This window comes from Pseudoalteromonas sp. SWXJ133 (assembly GCF_015864365.1).
GTDB lineage: Bacteria > Pseudomonadota > Gammaproteobacteria > Enterobacterales > Alteromonadaceae > Pseudoalteromonas > Pseudoalteromonas arctica.
This window is the reverse complement of record NZ_JADYXJ010000001.1, coordinates 317,655-335,583: the sequence shown is the minus strand read 5'-3', so window position 1 is coordinate 335,583 and position 17,929 is coordinate 317,655. Positions and strand designations below refer to the sequence as shown.

At 39.9% G+C, this 17,929-nt stretch carries 19 protein-coding genes; 16 read left to right on the top strand and 3 right to left on the bottom strand.

Annotation, left to right across the window (positions count from 1 at the left end; translation table 11 throughout):
- Positions 1–5: 5 nt before the first annotated feature.
- The gene (locus I6F40_RS01415) at positions 6–218 is read right to left on the bottom strand and encodes a DUF1414 domain-containing protein (RefSeq protein WP_007375276.1); all 213 of its coding nucleotides are present in this window, start codon (positions 216–218) and stop codon (positions 6–8) included.
- Between the two features lie 62 nt (positions 219–280).
- Between I6F40_RS01415 and yejK the strand changes: the two genes are divergently transcribed.
- Positions 281–1,297 (top strand): nucleoid-associated protein YejK, encoded by a 1,017-nt coding sequence (gene yejK, locus I6F40_RS01410; RefSeq protein ID WP_166376171.1) that lies wholly within the window; start codon positions 281–283, stop codon positions 1,295–1,297.
- Between the two features lie 334 nt (positions 1,298–1,631).
- Here yejK and rne read toward each other — a convergent pair whose 3' ends face one another.
- Positions 1,632–4,736, bottom strand: a complete 3,105-nt coding sequence (gene rne, locus I6F40_RS01405; RefSeq protein ID WP_166376172.1) for a ribonuclease E — start codon at positions 4,734–4,736, stop codon at positions 1,632–1,634.
- Positions 4,737–5,507: 771 nt separating this feature from the next.
- Between rne and rluC the strand changes: the two genes are divergently transcribed.
- Together rluC and I6F40_RS01395 are read left to right on the top strand one after the other, a co-directional pair.
- Positions 5,508–6,467: a 23S rRNA pseudouridine(955/2504/2580) synthase RluC gene (gene rluC / locus I6F40_RS01400; RefSeq protein ID WP_010554171.1), complete on the top strand. Its 960-nt coding sequence runs from the start codon at positions 5,508–5,510 to the stop codon at positions 6,465–6,467.
- Entirely contained in the window at positions 6,464–7,126 is a 663-nt protein-coding gene (locus I6F40_RS01395) for an HAD-IA family hydrolase (protein WP_197192408.1), read from the top strand. The genes rluC and I6F40_RS01395 overlap by 4 nt, the downstream gene beginning before the upstream one ends.
- A 1-nt stretch (position 7,127) precedes the next feature.
- Here I6F40_RS01395 and I6F40_RS01390 read toward each other — a convergent pair whose 3' ends face one another.
- The gene (locus tag I6F40_RS01390) at positions 7,128–7,724 is read right to left on the bottom strand and encodes a Maf family protein (RefSeq protein WP_166376173.1); all 597 of its coding nucleotides are present in this window, start codon (positions 7,722–7,724) and stop codon (positions 7,128–7,130) included.
- Between the two features lie 131 nt (positions 7,725–7,855).
- On the opposite strand from I6F40_RS01390, the gene yceD reads away from it, so the two are divergent.
- The 13 genes from yceD to I6F40_RS01325 all read left to right on the top strand — a co-directional run bounded on the left by yceD (position 7,856) and on the right by I6F40_RS01325 (position 17,928).
- Positions 7,856–8,380, top strand: coding sequence for a 23S rRNA accumulation protein YceD (yceD, locus tag I6F40_RS01385; RefSeq protein ID WP_007585727.1), 525 nt, complete (start codon positions 7,856–7,858; stop codon positions 8,378–8,380).
- A 9-nt stretch (positions 8,381–8,389) separates the two neighbouring features.
- The gene (gene rpmF / locus I6F40_RS01380) at positions 8,390–8,560 is read left to right on the top strand and encodes a 50S ribosomal protein L32 (protein WP_002962381.1); all 171 of its coding nucleotides are present in this window, start codon (positions 8,390–8,392) and stop codon (positions 8,558–8,560) included.
- A 12-nt stretch (positions 8,561–8,572) separates the two neighbouring features.
- Positions 8,573–9,613, top strand: a complete 1,041-nt coding sequence (plsX, locus tag I6F40_RS01375) for a phosphate acyltransferase PlsX (RefSeq protein WP_076923839.1) — start codon at positions 8,573–8,575, stop codon at positions 9,611–9,613.
- A gap of 52 nt (positions 9,614–9,665) precedes the next feature.
- Positions 9,666–10,592 carry an ACP S-malonyltransferase gene (fabD, locus tag I6F40_RS01370; RefSeq protein WP_007585729.1) on the top strand — a complete coding sequence of 309 codons (927 nt, stop codon included), beginning with the start codon at positions 9,666–9,668 and terminating at the stop codon, positions 10,590–10,592.
- 11 nt (positions 10,593–10,603) lie between these two features.
- Positions 10,604–11,350 (top strand): 3-oxoacyl-ACP reductase FabG, encoded by a 747-nt coding sequence (gene fabG, locus I6F40_RS01365; RefSeq protein ID WP_007585730.1) that lies wholly within the window; start codon positions 10,604–10,606, stop codon positions 11,348–11,350.
- Between the two features lie 250 nt (positions 11,351–11,600).
- On the top strand, positions 11,601–11,837 hold the full coding sequence (gene acpP, locus I6F40_RS01360; RefSeq protein ID WP_002962377.1) for an acyl carrier protein: 237 nt from the start codon (positions 11,601–11,603) through the stop codon (positions 11,835–11,837).
- A 216-nt stretch (positions 11,838–12,053) separates the two neighbouring features.
- Entirely contained in the window at positions 12,054–13,292 is a 1,239-nt protein-coding gene (fabF, locus tag I6F40_RS01355; RefSeq protein WP_165727327.1) for a beta-ketoacyl-ACP synthase II, read from the top strand.
- A 59-nt stretch (positions 13,293–13,351) separates the two neighbouring features.
- Positions 13,352–14,167: an aminodeoxychorismate lyase gene (gene pabC / locus I6F40_RS01350; protein ID WP_197192407.1), complete on the top strand. Its 816-nt coding sequence runs from the start codon at positions 13,352–13,354 to the stop codon at positions 14,165–14,167.
- A complete protein-coding gene (mltG, locus tag I6F40_RS01345) occupies positions 14,161–15,147 on the top strand; it encodes an endolytic transglycosylase MltG (RefSeq protein ID WP_197192406.1) in 987 nt (328 codons plus the stop codon). Before pabC ends, mltG begins: the two co-directional genes overlap by 7 nt.
- A 5-nt stretch (positions 15,148–15,152) precedes the next feature.
- Positions 15,153–15,779, top strand: coding sequence for a dTMP kinase (gene tmk / locus I6F40_RS01340; protein ID WP_007585737.1), 627 nt, complete (start codon positions 15,153–15,155; stop codon positions 15,777–15,779).
- A 1-nt stretch (position 15,780) separates the two neighbouring features.
- The gene (locus I6F40_RS01335) at positions 15,781–16,695 is read left to right on the top strand and encodes a DNA polymerase III subunit (protein ID WP_024590369.1); all 915 of its coding nucleotides are present in this window, start codon (positions 15,781–15,783) and stop codon (positions 16,693–16,695) included.
- Positions 16,696–16,706: 11 nt separating this feature from the next.
- On the top strand, positions 16,707–17,033 hold the full coding sequence (locus I6F40_RS01330) for a PilZ domain-containing protein (RefSeq protein WP_002962367.1): 327 nt from the start codon (positions 16,707–16,709) through the stop codon (positions 17,031–17,033).
- Positions 17,034–17,148: 115 nt separating this feature from the next.
- Positions 17,149–17,928: a TatD family hydrolase gene (locus I6F40_RS01325; RefSeq protein ID WP_010554178.1), complete on the top strand. Its 780-nt coding sequence runs from the start codon at positions 17,149–17,151 to the stop codon at positions 17,926–17,928.
- Position 17,929: the final 1 nt, after the last annotated feature.

Here is a 17,929-nt window from a genome sequence, read left to right as displayed (position 1 = left end):
AGAGTTTATTTAACCGACTGTGATAGAGCTTTTGCAAAGTTCTCAGTTACGGCTTGTCTTTTCCCTGTTGGTACATGCTCTTTTAAGATATGCGTGATAGAATTTCCTAAACACATAAGGCTTAAATCTACCGGCGCATTGTGTTTAGTTAGCACATCAATAAGCTGATCGACGATTTGTTCTACTTCTTCATTAGAGTATTTTGATAAGATTGGCATCAGTTGGTTCAATAAAATAGTTATATTCTCGTATTTTAACACTAGAGGCGTGAAAAACAAAGATGACAACAGACGTTAAAAAATTAGTCGTTCACTATGTAGACAAAAAAGACGACGATACGCAAATTCACCTTCGAAATGATGAGATGGTAATTAACGATAAAGTAGCCGTTTTTATCGAACAATTACATCATGCATATAATGGCAAGCCAGGTAAAGGTTACTGTGCTTTCAGTGGTGATAAAAACAGCGTTGTAGCCTCTGCAATGCAAAGCTACCGTAATAATGAGTTAGGCTTTTGGCATATGACCGAGCAAGCCTCAACGGTTTTAAAAGAAGAGTTTGATAAGTATGCATTTAGCGAAACAGGTTATTTAGTATTTTGTCATTATCAGTATGTTGCTACCGATTACATGTTAATTGCGATGATTAACATTAAAGAGCATTATTCTATGACCTCTGAGCTTGATTTAGCGGCTTCTCGCCATTTAGACATCTCTCGCATGCAACTCGCTGCTCGTATCGATTTAACAGCATGGGATACGCAAGCAGAAGATAATCGTTATATTTCGTTTATCAAAGGACGTGCGGGTCGTAAAGTTGCTGACTTTTTCTTAGACTTTTTAGGCTGTGAAGAGGGTATTGATTCAAAACAGCAAAGCCAAGTAATGCTTAGCGCAGTAGAGGATTATTTATCAGAGCAACAGTTTGATAAATCAGAAAAAGACGATTTACGTAAACAAGTATTTGATTACTGCAATGATTGCGTAACCACAGGCGAAGATGCAAGTGTGAGCGATCTATCTACAACGCTTACAAAAGGCGATGACAGCCCGTTTGATAGTTTTTGCAAAGAGCAAAGCTATGACTTGGAAGAAACTTTTCCCGTTGATAAAAAAACAGTTACCAGTATGGTTAAGTTCTCAGGCCTTGGTGGGGGTGTAAGTGTAAGTTTTGAACGTAAACACTTAGGTGAGCGCGTAACGTACAACGAAGCAACCGATACACTAGTGATTAAAGGTATTCCGCCAAACTTGAAAGATCAGCTACAACGTTTTATGGAAAATGAAAAAGAGTAAACTCATTTGAGCTAGTTGAAAGTTGATTTAAGAGTGCGATATTTATATCGCGCTTTTTTGTATCGGTATCAAAATTCATTGAATCGGAACAAGGCCACTAAAATATCTATTGTACAAAGAGAAGTGAAAGAGGAGTAAATGAGTAAACACAAGCCATGCTTTATTAGCAAGACTTAGCCTTATTACTACCTCTAAAAGCGCAGCGTCTCTTAACCTCTTTGTGAATAAATTGCTTATTATGGGCGTGAAGAAACTTTAATAATTATTCAAAGCATGTAAACAAAAAAGCCCCGCTATTTATTAAATAGCAGGGCTTTTTAATAAGTGTTAGTTATTAATCAACACTCAATGTTTTAGTCATTGCAGAACTTGCACGACCAGCAGGTTTGATAGAACCCGCACGTAAACCACTGTCTGGCACTAGTTCACGCTTATCGTGAGCCATTGCTACAGATGTATGTTTTACTTCGCTATCAGCTACAGGAGTAGGCTGTGCCATTGGCGCACTTGCAGACCCTTGAGTTACCGCTGTTTTCACATGCGGTGCTTTAGTCACAACAGGAGTTTCAACTTTAGCAGGCTCTTCAGTTACTACAGGAGTTTCAACTTTAGCAGGCTCTTCAGTTACTACTGGAGTTTCAACTTCAGTTGGCTCTTCAGTTACTACTGGAGCTTCGACTTCAGCAGGTTCTTCAGTTACTACTGGCGTTTCAACTTCAGTTGGCTCTTCAGTTACTACTGGAGCTTCGGCTTCAGCAGGTTCTTCAGTTACTACTGGAGTTTCAACTTTAGTTGGCTCTTCAGTTGCTACTGGAGTTTCAACTTTAGCAGGCTCTTCTACAGCTTCAACTTTTGCTAAGTCTTCAACGGCAACGGCTTGTTCAATTTGCTGCGCTGCATCCACAGGTGTTTCTTCAGATTTAGCTTTAAGTTCTGCTTCATATTCTGCAGCTGCTTGATCAGCAACTGGAACAAATGCAGGGGCTTCATCAGATTTAACTTCTGCTTCACCTTCAGGACGACGACGACGTTGACCAGATGCACGAAGATGACGAGGAGAACGGCGTGAGCGTGTACGTGTTTGCTCTTGCTCGTCTTCTGTAGTTGCTGTTTCATCGTTAGAATCAACAGTTTCAACGTCAACTTTTTCTTCTTTAATATGCGCTGTTTTTTCTGCCGGAGCTTGTGTTTGCTTTTCTACAACAGGAGCTTGCTCTTGAACTTGTGGAGTATCAGTAACTACCGCTTGCTCAGGTGTTTGCTCTGTTGAGTTAGCTTGCTCAGCGTTTTCATCTTGCAGACGTACTTTTTTACGTATGTTACGACGTTGACGGCGAACTTTAGGCTTTTGCTCTTTAGGCTCTACAGCTTGAGCTGGCTTAGAATCAGTTTCTACTTCTACTTCTGCTTTTACAGGAGCTTCAGCTTTAACTTGATCTTTGTCTTCGCTTTTATGCTCTGGGCGCTTACGAGAGTTAGGGTTACGACGACGCTTATTGCGGTTCTCGCTTCTCTCTTGAGTCTCAGTACTAGTTGCTGCTGGTGAGTCTGTTTTAACTTCCTCTTCAGCTGCAGGGCGCTCATTGCGTGGTTTATTAGTGCGCGGGTTATTATTACGACGACGTTGGTTGTTATTACGACGACGATTATCGTTACCACGGCGAGCGTTATTACGCGCTTCTTGCTGCTCTTTTTCTACAGCTTCTTTTTTCTCTTCTACTGTTTCGCTTGCAAATAACGATTTAAACCATTTAGTGATTGCTTCAAACAAGCCACCTTCAGTTTTACTCTCTGTTGCTACAGGCTGAGCTACTGGTGCAGGCGCTGCTTGTGGAGCCGGTGTAGAAGGCATTACAACACCTTTTAACATTGGCTCTTCACGTACTGGTGCACTTGGTGATTTTGACATCTCAAATGCTTCAGGTTCTGGCGCAACAACTTGTCCGTAACTTACCGTTTCAAGTGTTTCGTCTTTACGTAAACGCATAACTTCGTAATGTGGTGTTTCCATATGTTGATTAGGAATAATCACTACGTCACATTTATGATGTTTTTCAATGCGATGAACACTACGACGTTGCTCATTTAGTAAATAAGCAGCAACGGCAACAGGCACTTGTGCATTTACTTGTGCTGTGTTGTCTTTAATTGCTTCTTCTTCAATTAAACGAAGAATAGAAAGTGCGATAGATTCGTTTGAACGAATAGTACCTTGTCCACTACAACGTGGACATGGGCCTTGGCTTGCTTCACCTAATGAAGGACGCAAACGCTGACGCGACATTTCAAGTAAACCAAAGCGTGAAATTTTACCAATTTGAACACGCGCACGATCTGGACGAGCAGCATCTTTTAAACGATTTTCTACTTCACGTTGATGACGTGGAGGCGTCATATCGATAAAGTCGATAACAATTAAACCACCTAAGTCACGAAGACGTAATTGACGTGCAATCTCATCAGCGGCTTCTAAGTTAGTATTAAGTGCTGTTTCTTCAATATCGCCGCCTTTCGTTGCTTTAGACGAGTTGATATCGATAGATGTTAGTGCTTCAGTTGGGTCAATTACAATTGAACCACCAGAAGGCAAGCGTACTTCACGCTGGAACGCAGACTCAATTTGGCTTTCAATTTGGTAATGCGTAAATAAAGGAGTGTCACCTTGATAAAGCTTAACACGGCTCATAAAGTCAGGACGAAAACGCTCAATGTGCGCTTTAGCTTCTTCAAAAACACGTGGTTTATCAATTAAAATTTCGCCAATATCACGACGTAAATAATCGCGTATCGCACGGAATATTACATTACTTTCTTGGTGTATTAAAAATGGCGCTTTAGCACTATCGGCTGCTTGTCTAATTGCTTCCCAATGTACTAATAATGCTTTTAAATCGTAGTTTAATTCTTCAAACGATTTACCAACACCCGCTGTACGAACAATTAAGCCCATACCTTTAGGAAGTTCTAAACGACCTAATGCTTCTTTAAGTTCAGTACGCTCATCACCTTCGATACGACGAGAAATACCGCCAGCACGTGGGTTGTTAGGCATAAGAACTAAATAGCTACCTGCAACACTGATAAAAGTAGTTAACGCTGCGCCTTTTTGGCCGCGTTCTTCTTTATCAACTTGTACTATTACTTCCTGACCTTCTTTTATTACGTCGCGGATGTTAGGGCGACCATGAAAAGTGTAACCTGCAGGGAAGTAAGTACGTGCAATTTCTTTTAAAGGAAGGAAACCATGACGGTCAGCACCGTAATCAACAAATGCTGCTTCAAGAGATGGTTCAATGCGAGTGATTTTGCCTTTATAAATATTGGCTTTTTTCTGTTCGTGACCTGGGCTTTCGATATCTAAATCATAAAGGCGTTGGCCATCAACCAGTGCTACGCGCATTTCTTCTTGCTGCGTTGCATTGATTAGCATACGTTTCATATTGTTACTCTACTTATTTATGTCTCTGACATGACGATGTTTACTCGCCTGTTCAGTTGTCCCTATTTTTAGAATGTGCAGCCTCACGACTGGGTCTTTAACGGAACGGCTCTGTTTCTCGTATGCAGTATTTTAAATGCTGGCAAACAATAGCAATTATTATCGCTATTAAATTCTTAATGGTGCTAAAACTGTCGGCTTTTCAGCTACGTTTACAAGTTTTACCCAGAAGTCGACCTGTCATATTAATCTTGCTAAATATCATTCATATTAGGCGCGTAGGGCTCATTAAGTTGGTGAGCAATACATACTGATGTATCGCTAATATCCGTTTTAAGAGCAAAAATCGCTGCCGATGTTAATGAACGCTTATTTATTAGATTTTTTTAGTTCTAAATAAGCTGCTATACAGTACTACAATAATTGAGCTAGTGCTGAACGACATTTTTTACGTCGTCACTATCAGACAAATTATCTGTTCATTGCTTTCTCTAGCACGTTAAAAATCGCTTCATGTTCAAACTTAACCGGCAATATATTACGCGCATTGCCGTTAATTGATCGCACGTGTTAACTGAGGAGGCATAAAAGCTTTGGAAAACTTAACTCGGATCTGTATGATCGGCTACCCAGAATGTGCATCACGAATGTTTTAATGTGTTAAAAAGCACCGTTGTTATTTGCAAATACTAAATATTTGCGCTGCTGATTATCCCACTATTATTACAGTGTTAGCAACTAAATTATTTTACTTAAATTAGTGATTAGGCAATGTCAGAAAAAAACGACTTACAAGTAACTTATGTCACGATCAACGAAGACCATTTAGGTCAGCGTATTGATAACTTTCTTATTACCCATTTAAAAGGGGTGCCTAAAAGCGCTATTTATAAACTTTTGCGCAAAGGTGAGGTACGCGTTAATAAAAAGCGTATTAAGCCTGTATATAAACTACAGCTTGAAGATGTACTTCGTATTGCACCTATCAGAGTTGCTGAGCGTGAAGAATTTGTTCCATCAAAATTAGACAAAGTAACTCGCCTAGAAAACGATATTTTATTTGAAGATAAATACCTTATCGTCATAAATAAACCTTCAGGTATGGCTGTTCATGGCGGCAGTGGTTTAAGTTATGGTTTAATTGAAGCGCTGCGAGCACTTCGCCCAGAGGAACGTAGCCTTGAGCTAGTTCATAGGCTTGACCGTGATACATCGGGTTGTTTACTTATAGCGAAGCGTCGTTCGGTGTTAACAGCATTGCATGAACAACTTCGCGAAAAAACAATGGAAAAAAATTACTGGGCACTTGTAGAAGGGCAGTGGGATTCTAAAACTAAAAACGTAACCGAAGGGCTGCGTAAAAATACACTTAAATCGGGCGAGCGCGTAGTACGCGTAGATAACACTGAGGGAAAACCTTCACATACTCGTTTTAAAGTACTTGAACGTTTTAACGATTGCTCATTGGTACAAGCATCGCCTGTTACAGGGCGTACGCACCAAATTCGTGTGCATACGCAATGTAAAGGTCACCCAATAGCGTGCGACGACAAATATGGCGATCAGGGTTTCGACGATTCTATGCGTAAAGTTGGGTTAAACCGATTGTTTTTACACGCACATGATTTAAGTTTTTATCACCCTAAAAACGAAACCACTATGCGTATTGAAGCACCGCTAGATAAAACGCTTAAAAATACATTACTAAAATTACGAGATGCAAAACTGTGATTGCAGTGACGCCAATTAAAAAATATAAGCTCGTCATTTTTGATTGGGATGGCACTGTTATGGATTCAGTCACTAAAATAGTTAACTGTATTCGTAGTAGCGCTGAGTCACTTAATTTAGTGCCACCTAGTGACGAAACCATTAAAAATATTATTGGTATGTCGCTTGAAAAAGCAATTGACGTTTTATTTCCTGATAATGTAGCGCAGCACCAAGCGTTAATTTCAGGTTATAAATATCAATACAGTGTAGATACTACTCCCACGCCTGTATTTGCTAATGTCGTCAGCGTTTTAAATGCCTTAAAAGAGCAGGGCATTGTTTTAGCGGTTGCAACAGGTAAAGGTAGGGGTGGGTTAGAGCGTTTGCTTGAACAAAGTCAATTGAGGCATTTTTTTAGTGCGACACGTACAAGCGACGAAGCGCAATCAAAGCCCTCTCCAGATATGTTGTATCAATTACTTGAAGAACTTGGCATAAGTGCTCAAGACGCTGTAATGATTGGCGACACTCAAATAGACATGACTATGGCAAAAGCTGCTGGCATGGATAGAATTGGCGTAACAATGGGTGTACACAACGCACAGCAGCTAAATAAGCTTAGTCCTGTTGCAACAGTAGATAACTATCTGCAGCTGCAACAGGTTTTGCTTGGCTAATTTATTTACCCTGAGCAGTAAGTACATCAATACCAAACTCAGCCAGTAACTGGCTGAGTTTAATTAATGGTAATCCAATTAAGCTATTAGGATCGTCTCCGCTTAACTTTTCAAATAAACAGATACCCAACCCTTCACTTTTAAAGCTGCCAGCACAGTTATAAGGCTGCTCAGCATCGCAATAAGCGCTAATTTGTGCATTACTGAGTGTTTTAAACGACACGTTAAAAGGTTCTACGCAGGTTTTTTTAGTGCCAGTTACAATATCGTAAACACAAAGCCCAGTTAAAAATGTTACAGTATTACCGCTAAATAAATTTAGTTGTTTTACGGCATTTTGTTTATTATGTGGTTTACCTAAAATTTGATTATTAAACACAGCGACTTGGTCTGATCCAATAGCTAACCCTTTGTTAAAGTGTTTATTAGCCGCTGAGGCTTTTAATTCACTTAAACGCTTAACCAGTTCGGTAGGTGTTTCGCATTCAAGTGCTGATTCGTCAACGTCTGGTGAAAACGTATCAAATGGTAAATTAAATTTTTGTAATAAAGACTGCCTAAAAGGCGAGCTTGACGCTAAAATGAGTGGATGCTTCACGGACTGTTTTCCTACGATAATTCAGATTGAGTTAGGATAAATCAGATCCGAGAGTAAAACACGTTAAAAACCAAGTAAAAATGGTTTTTTACTTTGACTAACAAACTAACTATCTATATGATGCAGCCCCTATGCAAAAGGTGAAAATTCCCATCACTCTTCATCCAGGCAAAGCAGCGCAGCACCGTTTAAAGTATGACGGAATTGTACCGCTTGAAAAACTTACTCGTTTAGAGAAAGTTGTGCAGGAAGAAGTAGGTGAAATAGCGGTAAAAATACATTGCAAAAACGATGATCAAGGTTTCGCTGTGATTAGAGGCAATTTGTCCACACACGTTACTGTCATTTGTCAACGTTGTAATGGTGATTTAGGGTTGGATTTGGTTCAAGACTTTGCATATTCACCAGTAGGTGAAGATACAGAGTTAGATATTTTTCCAGAAGACTACGATGAAGTAGCGCTTGATGAAAATGGTGAAGTTAACGTTTTTAATTTAATTGAAGACGAACTAATTTTAGCAATTCCATTAGTGGCTACCCACAACGAAGCTTCATGCAGTTATTCAGCAAAGCCTGCCAGCTTTGGTGTATTAAAGGCGGAAGATGATAAACCTAATCCATTTGATATTTTGAAACAACTTAAGAAAGATTCTTAGGAGAAGACTATGGCTGTACAAAAAAGCAAAAAGTCTCGTGCAAGACGCGGCATGCGCCGTTCACACGATGCGATCAGTGGTCCAACTTTAACTGTAGATCAAACATCTGGTGAGACTCATCGTCGTCACCATGTGACTGCAGATGGTTACTACAAAGGCGTTCAAGTAATTTCTAAATAAGAGATTACTTATATGCTGAAAGATCTAACCATAGCGTTAGATATGATGGGGGGCGATTACGGCCCCCGTTCATCTATTCCTGCTGCCGTTTGTGCAGTAAATGCTCATGCCAATTTAACTCTCATTTTATGTGGCAATGAACACGTTATATCTAAAGAACTCGAATCCCTCGATTCTCTACCTCATCCTAGACTCATAATTCGTCACTGTAGTGAAATAGTCACTAATGCCTGTGAACCTGCAATTGCTGTGCGTTCAAAAAAAGATTCATCTATGCGTGTTGCCCTAGATTTAGTTAAATCGGGCGAGGCTCAAGCATGTGTTAGCTCAGGTAATACCGGCGCTCTATTTTTTATGGCTCACTATGTATTAAAAATGCTGCCAGGTGTTAAACGTGCCGCACTCATTTCATCTGTTCCTACAGAGCTTAAAAACCCAGTATATTTACTCGACTTAGGTGCTAATGTGCATTGTGATGCGCAAATGCTCTATCAGTTTGGCATTATGGGCTCTATTGTTGCTGGACAAGCACTTGGTTTGGATAATCCTCGCGTTAGTTTATTAAATATTGGCGCTGAGGACATTAAAGGCCACGACGACATTAAACAAGCTGCACAATTAATGCAGCAAAGCCCACACATAAATTATATTGGTTACAGCGAAGGAAGTGATATTTTTTCGGGTAAGGCTGATGTAATTGTTTGCGAAGGGTTTGTTGGTAACGTAGCACTTAAAACATGTGAAGGCATTGCCAAGCTTATTATGAATAAGTTTACAACCGCACTCGAAAAGCACCTTTTATATAAATGTATGGCGTTTATATTGCGCCCAATAATAAAAAAACTCTATAAAAGGGTGAACCCCGACCAGTATAACGGTGCTTCTCTGGTAGGATTGCGCGGTATTGTCGTTAAAAGTCATGGAAATGCGTCAGCTAAAGCATTTCAAGCAGCAATTGATGAAGCGGTAAAAGAGGTTGAACGTCAACTTCCTGATAAAATAGCCGCTATTTTCGAAAACACACATTCTAAAGACACGGCGGTTAATCAATAATTGATGTGCCGTGTATTTCATTATTTATTTGTTTAATTAAAAAGAGCAAAGTATGGCACAAAAAATTGCACTTCTATTCCCAGGTCAAGGCTCGCAAAGCGTTGGTATGTTACAAGAACTACTAGAGAGTTCTGATATTGTTAAAGCAACATTTGCAGAAGCATCAAATGCACTGGGTTACGACTTAGCAGAGCTAGTTCTTAATGGTCCAGAAGAAAAATTAAATCAAACCCACCGCACACAACCTGCATTACTAACTGCAAGTGTTGCTATTTACCGTGATTGGTTAGCAGCTAACCCTGATGCAGACGTTGTTATGGCGGGTCACAGCTTAGGCGAATACTCAGCGTTAGTATGTAGCGACGTATTAAGCTTGAGCGAAGCCGTAAAGCTTGTTGAAAACCGTGGTTTATACATGCAAGAAGCCGTGCCAGCAGGCGTAGGTTCAATGGCTGCTATTATTGGCTTAGGCGATGAAGAAATTAAAGCGGCTTGTGCTGCCTCAGCGCAAGGTGAGGTTGTATCTCCAGTTAACTACAACTCTCCTGGTCAAGTTGTTATCGCAGGCCATAAAGCGGCAGTAGATAGAGCATCGCAAGCATGTAAAGATGCCGGTGCTAAACGTGCATTACCACTTTCTGTTAGCGTACCTTCACATTGTGAGTTAATGAAGCCAGCAGCTGACAAGCTAGCAGCAGACTTAGCCGCTTTAACATTTAATACACCTAAGTGTGATGTAATTAATAATGTTGATGTAAAAGCTGAAACGTCAGCTGATGCAATTAAAGACGCACTAGTACGTCAGCTTTATAGCCCAGTTCGCTGGACAGAAACAGTACAAGCCTTGGTTGCGCAAGATGTAACACAAAGCTACGAATTTGGTCCTGGTAAAGTATTAACAGGACTTGCTAAACGAATTGATAAAGCAATGATCTGTGGCTCAGTAAACGACGCCGCTTCAATTGATGCAGCTAAATAAGAGTATATAAAATGTCTAATTTATTTTCATTAGAGGGCAAAATTGTCCTAATTACTGGCGCCAGCCGTGGTATTGGTAAAGCAATTGCAACAACATTAGTTGCACAAGGTGCAAAAGTTGCAGGTACTGCGACAAGTGAGTCAGGCGCTGCTAAAATCAGTGAATACTTAGGTGACAATGGTAAAGGTTATGCATTAAACGTAACCGATCCTGCATCTATTGAAGCAACACTTGCTGCAATAAAAGCTGATTTAGGCGATATTGACGTACTTGTAAATAACGCAGGTATTACACGCGATAACTTATTAATGCGTATGAAAGAAACTGAGTGGGACGATATTATTGACACTAATTTAAGCTCAGTATTCCGTTTATCTAAAGCGGTACTTCGTCCAATGATGAAGAAAAAGAAAGGCCGTATTATTAACATTGGCTCAGTAGTGGGTACTATGGGTAATGCAGGTCAAGCTAATTATGCAGCGGCTAAAGCGGGTGTAATTGGTTTTTCTAAGTCACTTGCGCGCGAAGTTGCATCACGTGGTATTACAGTTAACGTAATCGCACCTGGTTTTATTCAAACAGACATGACTGATAATTTAACTGATGAGCAAAAAGCAGCAACACTTGCAAATGTTCCAGCAGGGCGTTTAGGCCAACCAGACGAAATTGCTGCTGCAGTATGTTATTTAGCATCTGACGCGGCTGCGTATGTATCAGGCGAAACTTTGCATGTAAATGGCGCGATGTACATGGTTTAATCGCTATTGTACCTAGATTGCTACTCGATAAAGTTAAGTAAGTTACCTCAAAAACATTGAATTATTTGTGAACTTGCTTTAAACATACTTGAAATCGCTGCGAAAATAAGCGATAAAAGACAAAACACACACTCAGAGGTTTGACCAGACAATTATTTATGGTCAAATCATTGAATCAGAGAATTATGCGGCGTAAACTACGCCGCAATCTGAAAATAACGCATTGGCGTTTTTAATAAAGGAAAGAAGAATGAGCGATATCCAAGAACGCGTAAAGAAAATTATCATTGAACAACTAGGTGTTAAAGAAGAAGAAGTTAAAAATGAATCTTCTTTCGTAGATGACCTAGGTGCAGATTCTCTTGATACTGTTGAACTAGTAATGGCTCTTGAAGAAGAGTTTGATACTGAGATCCCAGATGAAGAAGCTGAGAAGATCACTACAGTACAAACTGCTATCGATTACGTTACAGCACACGCTGAGTAATTAATCGCACGTTAAAGGCAGCATCCGCTGCCTTTAATTTTTTATATCCAAACCACCTCAAAGTTCGTGATTCAAAACTTAAATCTCTATGCTCAATTTTAGCTAAAAATTAATTTTGATAGTGTTATGCGTTTTTAATCTATTTTGGGACTAGCACTTTGAGGTAGCTTGGGTATGATCATCCCCTTGTAAAATATCCCTTATTGGAGGCAAACCGTGGCTAAACGTCGAGTCGTCGTAACTGGCTTAGGAATGTTGACGCCGCTAGGTAATGATGTTCAATCAACCTGGCAAGGCTTATTAGATGGTAAAAGTGGCATTCAAACAATAACGCACTTTGATACATCAAAATTTGGTACTAAATTCGCTGGATTAATAAATGATTTTGATGCAACTGCATACATGTCAGCGAAAGATACTAAAAAAATGGACTTGTTTATTCAGTACGGCATTGCAGCGGGTGTTCAAGCCTTTAAAGATTCAGGCCTTGAAATCACTGAGCAAAACGCAGCACGCATTGGTGTAGCTGTAGGTTCAGGTATTGGTGGGCTTACGTTAATTGAAGAAAACCACATTAAGCTGTTAAACAGTGGTCCGCGCAAGTTATCGCCATTTTATGTGCCGTCTACCATTATTAATATGATTTCAGGTCATTTATCAATAATGCATGGACTTCGTGGTCCAAATATTTCAATTGTAACTGCCTGTACTACTGGTTTGCATAATATTGGCCATGCAGCGCGCATGATTGCCTACGGTGATGCAGATGCAATGGTTGCTGGCGGTGCAGAAAAAGCGTGTACCCCAATTGGTATGGGTGGCTTTAATGCTGCGCGTGCACTTTCAACCCGCAATGACGATCCACAAGCGGCTTCTCGCCCTTGGGATAAAGACCGCGATGGCTTTGTGCTTTCTGACGGTGCGGGTGTTGTTGTAGTTGAAGAGTACGAACATGCTAAAGCACGTGGTGCTAAAATTTATGCTGAGCTAGTAGGCTTTGGTATGAGTGGCGATGCGTATCACATGACATCACCACCAGAAGATGGTGCGGGTGCTGCCCTTGCAATGCAAAACGCACTAAATGATGCGCAAGTAAACGCTGAGCAAATTGGTTACATTAACGCACATGGCACATCTACAAATGCAGGCGATAAAGCAGAAACTGCCGCTGTTAAGTCAATTTTTGGTAATGCAGCTAAAGATGTAATGGTAGGCTCGTCTAAATCGATGATGGGTCACTTGTTAGGTGCTGCAGGTTCGGTTGAATCGATTATTTCGATTTTATCACTGACAGATCAAAAAGTGTCGCCAACTATCAACCTTGATAACCCAGACGAAGGGTGTGACTTAGATTATATTGCGCACACTGCACGTGATGCAAAGTTAGACTTTGCACTGTGTAACTCGTTCGGTTTTGGTGGTACTAATGGCTCGTTGCTATTTAAAAAGGTATAATCTTTTTTAACAACGAATCAAATTATAAGAGCTCAGTTGTTTAACTGGGCTTTTTTTATATGCCAAACAAAATGCAAACAATAATAGCAGTAGATCAAAACAGCACTTTAAGCACGCGTGACAGGGGCTTAAATTACGGTGATGGCTTTTTTACAACCGCTAAGGTTGTTGATGGGCAAGTACAGTATTGGGCTCATCATAAAGCGCGTTTGATTGAATGCGCACAGCGTTTGGGTTTTCCTGAGTTAGACTTTAATAGCCTTGAAAATCAAATTGCTTTGCATATAAACGCTGCACCACTAAACGTGCTTAAAATACTTGTAACGCGAGGCGAAGGCGGACGTGGTTATGGGCTGCCAAGTGAGTGTAATGTCACTATTTTATTGAGTGTATTAGATTACCCTAGTAATTACGAAGCGCTTACTAAAAAGGGTGTGAATCTCGAAATAAGCCCGATTAAATTAGCGGCACAGCCATATTTAGCGGGCCTTAAAACATTAAACCGGCTTGAACAAGTGCTAGTTAAAAAAGCGATGCAAACGCAAAACTGCGATGATGTGTTAGTGCTTGATTACAATAACAATGTAATTGAAGCTTCAGCTGCTAATATTTTTGCGATTAAAAATAAGTGTGTGTTTACGCCATTGCTTGATGAGTGCGGAATAAAGGGCGTTTATCTACAATCGTTATGTGATAAATTGCCTGTTGAATTTAAACGCGTGAAAGTAGAAGATTTAACCCAAGCAGACGCCGTATTTGTGTGTAATAGCTTAATGGGAGCAGTACCTGTTAAACGTATTGAGCAACAGGTATTTAATACAGACGACAGCCACGCATTACTAACTAGATTATTAGCCAAGGAGGCTGAGTGTTAAAAGTTATTTTATCGGTACTTTTTTTAGCTGTTATAACCACTACTATTGGTTACCAGCAATTACAAGCCACAATAAATAGCCCGCTAAAAGTAGCGCAAAACACACAGTTTGAAGTTAAGCATGGCACTGGCTTTAATAAGTTATGTCAGCAGTGGCAAACTAATAACTGGGTGGAGGGCTGCTGGCGTTATCAAGTAATTGCCAAATTAGATCCCACACTAACCGACTTAAAAGCGGGCCTCTACGAGCTAACAGCCGATAGCGTTATCAACAACGTAAAAAAAATCAATCAAGGTCAGCAAATTAGTTTTAGTTTTACCATAATTGAAGGGCAAAACTTACGTGAAGTACTAAGTGCTATTAAAAAAGCCGATAATTTACAAAACGATTTAAAAAGTGATGAGCTAAGTACACAAATACTGGGCAATAATACGCACTTAGAAGGCTGGTTATTTCCCGACACTTACCATTATCATAATAACGATACTGCAAGCAGTGTATTAAAACGAGCAGCGCAAAAAATGCAGCAAACGTTAGACGGTGCTTGGCAGCAGCGCGCCGCTAATCTACCCTATAAAACAGCATACGAAGCACTAATAATGGCTTCAATTATTGAAAAAGAGACAGGCCTTGCCAGCGAGCGTCCGTTAATTGCATCAGCGTTTGTTAATCGATTAAACACTAATATGCGCCTACAGACCGATCCAACCGTAATATACGGATTAGGCGCTGATTTTGATGGCGATATTAAACGCAAAGATTTACGCGATTATACGCCTTACAATACGTATCGTATTAATGGTTTACCGCCAACACCGATTGCAATGCCATCAAAAGCCGCTATTTTAGCTGCAGTTAATCCGCCACAAAGTGAATACGTTTACTTTGTATCAAAAGGCGATGGTAGCCACCAATTTTCAACCACGTTAAAGCAGCATAACGCAGCAGTTAAAACGTATATATTAAATAAAAAGAATTAAGTTTTATGAAATCAAAATTTATAGTAATAGAAGGGCTAGAAGGCGCAGGTAAATCAACCGCTATTTCGTTATGCCAAGACTTTTTAAACAAACAAAAAATAGACTTCATTAACGTCCGCGAACCTGGCGGCACGCCACTGGCTGAATCGCTTCGTACGCTTGTAAAAGCAGAGCACGAAGAAGAAATTGCCTTTGAAACCGAGTTGCTTATTATGTACGCAGCACGTTCGCAATTAATGCACAATGTTATTACCCCAGCGCTTGATAAAGGCCAATGGGTACTTGCCGATCGTCATGACTTATCGTCTCAGGCGTATCAAGGTGGTGGGCGTGGTATTAGCTCAAATACATTAGCTTCACTTTCGTCAATGGTATTAAAGGGCTTAAAGCCTGATTTAACTATTTACCTTGATATTGATCCAGTGATAGGCCTTGAACGTGCAAAAGGACGTGGTGAGCTTGACCGTATTGAACAAGAAGCCATTGAGTTTTTTCAGCGTACACGTATGCGTTATGTTGAACTTGCTAATGACGACAACACAATTAAAACGGTTGATGCAAACCAAAGTATTGATAAAGTACATCGCGATATAACCAATGTACTGCATTCATTTTTTGAAGGCCTAAAATAATATGCCATTGCCGTGGCTACATGATACTCAAGCACGTTTAGCGCAAAGTTATCGTGCAGAGCGTTTTCATCATGCGCAATTATTTTGTGGGCCTGTTGGCGTAGGTAAATTTGAGTTAAGTGATGAGCTTGGTAATGCTTTGTTATGCCAAAATATAGCTAAGCAGGTAGCTGCGCAAAACAGTATGCTAAAACCTTGCGGGCATTGTAAAAGCTGTTTACTTACTCTTGCGGGTACTCATCCCGACAAGCGCTTAACGCAAGTTGATGGGCAAAGCATAGGCGTAGATGATATACGCGGCATTAGTGACTTTATGAACCACTCAGCAGCGCAAAATGGTAATAAAGTAGCGATAATCGAAAATTGCGAAAAAATGACTACAGCAGCAGCAAATGCACTTTTAAAAACACTTGAAGAGCCAACTAATAGCCGTTTTTTAATATTAACTACAAGCCAACCAGCACAGCTCCCTGCAACTATTTTAAGTCGATGTGCTAAAAGTGACGTAAAAATAACAAATACAGCACTTGCTCAGCAATGGCTAGAAACATTAGATATTCCTAACTATAGTTGGCTAGCACTTTTTTATAACCAACCGCTGCAAGTAAAGCATTGGCAACAGCAAGACCAGCTAAAAAATATTGATACACTTTATAAGTTTGCAACTGAGTTTAAACAAAGCCATAATTTCAAAGCGTTAGTCGATATAATAAATAAACAGCCTGAGCTTGTTCGTATATTTACTTTATTTTTAAGCGTGCAACTAAAGCAGCAATTACTGCAAGGTATGAGTTTTGACGCTTATCAAAGTGCGCAAAATGCATTAGGCGAGTTTTTACAAAATAACACACAAGTACTTGGCCTTAATTTACCGCTTGCTGTATCACGATTAGCATACACATTGCGAAATTCTTAAAAGGATTAATCATGCAAGAACTACTAGTAGACATAGACGATTTAGACGAGTTATACCGTTGTTATATGCCTTACTTAAAAAAAGGTGGCTTATTTGTACGCACTAATATGCGTTACGAAGCAGGGCATTCATTAGCGCTTAGAGTTACCTTGCCCGATGCCTTAGAAGATGACGTAGTAACCGGTAAAGTATCGTGGATCACGCCACAAGGGGCACAAAGCTCTAACCCTCCAGGTATTGGTATTAGCTTTTTAGACGATAAAACAAACCTAAACGCTAAAATCGAAAAGCTACTTGGGACTATGTTAAACTCAGGTGATCAAACATATACCATGTAGTTATAGGGTCGGTTTTTCATTGAGATTAACGCCGCCCTATATTGGGTTCTTTTAATTGCTAACATAATAAATTAAACGAACAAATTTAAACCCTGAACATAATACAGGCCTTATAGTGATTGTAGATTCTCATTGCCATTTAGATCGTCTTGATTTTGATAAATTAGACTTAAACCTTGACCAAGTTCTTGATAAAGCGCGTGCAAAGCAAATAGAGCACTTTTTATGTGTAAGCGTAACGCTTGATCAGTTTCCAAGCATGCTTGATAAAATTAAGCATTACGACGATGTTTCAGCCTCATGCGGTGTACATCCACTTGATCAAAAAGACGCCCTTAATAAACAGCAACTAATCGACTTAGCTTCACACGAAAAAGTCGTCGCTATTGGCGAAACGGGTCTTGATTACTACTATTCAAAAGATACTCATGCAGTGCAGCAAGCAAGCTTTGTTGGGCATATTGAAGTAGCTAACGAATTACAAAAGCCGTTAATTATTCACACTCGTGATGCCCGCGCCGATACCATTAACTTGATGCGTGAGCACAAAGCCGAAAACTGCGGTGGCGTACTGCACTGCTTTACTGAAGACTGGGATATGGCAAAAAAAGCCATAGACATGGGCTTTTATATTTCTATTTCGGGCATTGTTACCTTTAAAAATGCATTAGAGCTAAAAGAAGTAGTAAAACAAATACCGCTAGATAGATTACTAATAGAAACCGACTCGCCTTATTTAGCACCAGTACCGTATCGTGGGCAAACAAACCAGCCAGCGTACGTAGAAGATGTTGCTTATTACATTAGCGAACTTAAAGGCATTAGCTTTAATGAACTGGCTAAAGCGACTACCGAGAACTTTTATTCTTTATTTAAATTAGCAGCTAAAGGCTAAA

Excerpts from the sequence above, each read along its gene's own strand:
- I6F40_RS01415 (WP_007375276.1), bottom strand. The coding sequence starts at position 218 with ATGCCAATCTTATCAAAATACTCTAATGAAGAAGTAGAACAAATCGTC.
- yejK (WP_166376171.1), top strand. The coding sequence starts at position 281 with ATGACAACAGACGTTAAAAAATTAGTCGTTCACTATGTAGACAAAAAA.
- rne (WP_166376172.1), bottom strand. The coding sequence starts at position 4,736 with ATGAAACGTATGCTAATCAATGCAACGCAGCAAGAAGAAATGCGCGTA.
- rluC (WP_010554171.1), top strand. The coding sequence starts at position 5,508 with ATGTCAGAAAAAAACGACTTACAAGTAACTTATGTCACGATCAACGAA.
- yceD (WP_007585727.1), top strand. The coding sequence starts at position 7,856 with ATGCAAAAGGTGAAAATTCCCATCACTCTTCATCCAGGCAAAGCAGCG.
- rpmF (WP_002962381.1), top strand. The coding sequence starts at position 8,390 with ATGGCTGTACAAAAAAGCAAAAAGTCTCGTGCAAGACGCGGCATGCGC.
- plsX (WP_076923839.1), top strand. The coding sequence starts at position 8,573 with ATGCTGAAAGATCTAACCATAGCGTTAGATATGATGGGGGGCGATTAC.
- fabD (WP_007585729.1), top strand. The coding sequence starts at position 9,666 with ATGGCACAAAAAATTGCACTTCTATTCCCAGGTCAAGGCTCGCAAAGC.
- fabG (WP_007585730.1), top strand. The coding sequence starts at position 10,604 with ATGTCTAATTTATTTTCATTAGAGGGCAAAATTGTCCTAATTACTGGC.
- acpP (WP_002962377.1), top strand. The coding sequence starts at position 11,601 with ATGAGCGATATCCAAGAACGCGTAAAGAAAATTATCATTGAACAACTA.
- pabC (WP_197192407.1), top strand. The coding sequence starts at position 13,352 with ATGCCAAACAAAATGCAAACAATAATAGCAGTAGATCAAAACAGCACT.
- tmk (WP_007585737.1), top strand. The coding sequence starts at position 15,153 with ATGAAATCAAAATTTATAGTAATAGAAGGGCTAGAAGGCGCAGGTAAA.
- I6F40_RS01335 (WP_024590369.1), top strand. The coding sequence starts at position 15,781 with ATGCCATTGCCGTGGCTACATGATACTCAAGCACGTTTAGCGCAAAGT.
- I6F40_RS01330 (WP_002962367.1), top strand. The coding sequence starts at position 16,707 with ATGCAAGAACTACTAGTAGACATAGACGATTTAGACGAGTTATACCGT.